This is a genomic window from Streptomyces sp. NPDC097981, from assembly GCF_040302565.1.
In the GTDB taxonomy this organism is placed as follows: domain Bacteria; phylum Actinomycetota; class Actinomycetes; order Streptomycetales; family Streptomycetaceae; genus Streptomyces.
In genome coordinates this window covers 1-1,176 of the sequence record NZ_JBEORW010000195.1, presented here as the reverse complement: position 1 = coordinate 1,176, position 1,176 = coordinate 1, and the positions used below count along the sequence as shown (strand labels likewise).

Below are 1,176 nucleotides of genomic sequence, written 5' to 3'. Positions count from 1 at the left end.
CCGGACTCAATCGGTCGTCGCAACACCGGCTTGTTGAGTCAAGAGTAGGTGTTCGTTGAGGGCTTCGGCGGGTGTCCTCCATCCGAGGGTCTTGCGGGGCCTGGTGTTGAGGGCGAGCGCGACGGCGGCGAGTTCTCCGGTGTCCCATCGCGACAGGTCCGTCCCCTTTGGAAAGTACTGCCGTAGGAGCCCGTTCGTGTTCTCGTTGGTGCCCCGTTGCCAGGGGCTGTGCGGGTCGGCGAAGTAGACCGGCAGGCCAGTGTCGATACGAAGCTGTGCGTGCTGAGCGAGTTCCGTTCCCCGGTCCCACGTCAACGAGCGGCGCAGGTGTTCGGGCAGGGTGGTGATCGTGGCCGCGATCGCATCCTTCACCGCCTGGGCGCCGCGGCCGGCCAGGGCCGGTCCGTTCTTCACTCGCGGCTCGACGCCGTATCCGTCCATCCGCGGAAGGTGTAGCAGCATCGTGAATCTGGTCGTGCGCTCGACCAGGGTGCCGATCGCCGAACGGTTCAACCCGATGATCAAGTCGCCTTCCCAGTGTCCCGGGACCGCGCGGTCGGCTGCCTCGGCCGGCCGTTCGCTGATCATCACCTCAGGTGTGACGTGACCGCGGGCCTGTTGCCGGGAGCGTGCGCGCGGGACACGCAGCGCGCGCCCGGTCCGCAGGCAGGCGACCAGCTCACGCTTGAGCCCGCCCCGGGCCTGGACAAACAGTGCCTGGTAGATCGCCTCGTGCGAGATGCGCATGGACTCATCATCGGGGAAGTCGACCGGCAGACGGTTCGTGATCTGCTGGGGACTCCACGACGTCGCCCACCGCCGGTCCTGCCGCCGTGGCTTGTTGCGCCCTTTCCATTCCGGGGTGACAGGTCCGGGAACCGGTCGGCCGTCCGGCGCGCGGATCGTCCCGGCGAGCCTGTCCTGGACGTACTGACACAGCCGCTCGTTGACCGCCAGCTTCGCCGCCCTCGGGCGTCGCGCTCGCCTCTCGGCATGCCACTGCGCGGTGGACGCCCGATATTCCAGGCGGTAGGTGCGGGTTGAGGCATTGCGGCGGAGCTCGCGTGAGACCGTTGACGGTGACCGTCCCAGCCGGCGCGCGATCTCACGGACGCCAAGGTCCTGAGCCTGCCAAATGGCGATGTCCTCGCGTTCCGGGAACGACAGGTAGCGCCC

The 1,176-nt window shown here is 68.1% G+C and carries 1 protein-coding gene; it reads right to left on the bottom strand.

Annotation, left to right across the window (positions count from 1 at the left end; all coding sequences use genetic code 11):
• Positions 1–6 precede the first annotated feature (6 nt).
• Positions 7–1,176 (bottom strand): IS30 family transposase (locus ABTY04_RS41010; RefSeq protein ID WP_352218524.1); only part of this gene is annotated, 1,170 nt, incomplete at its 5' end.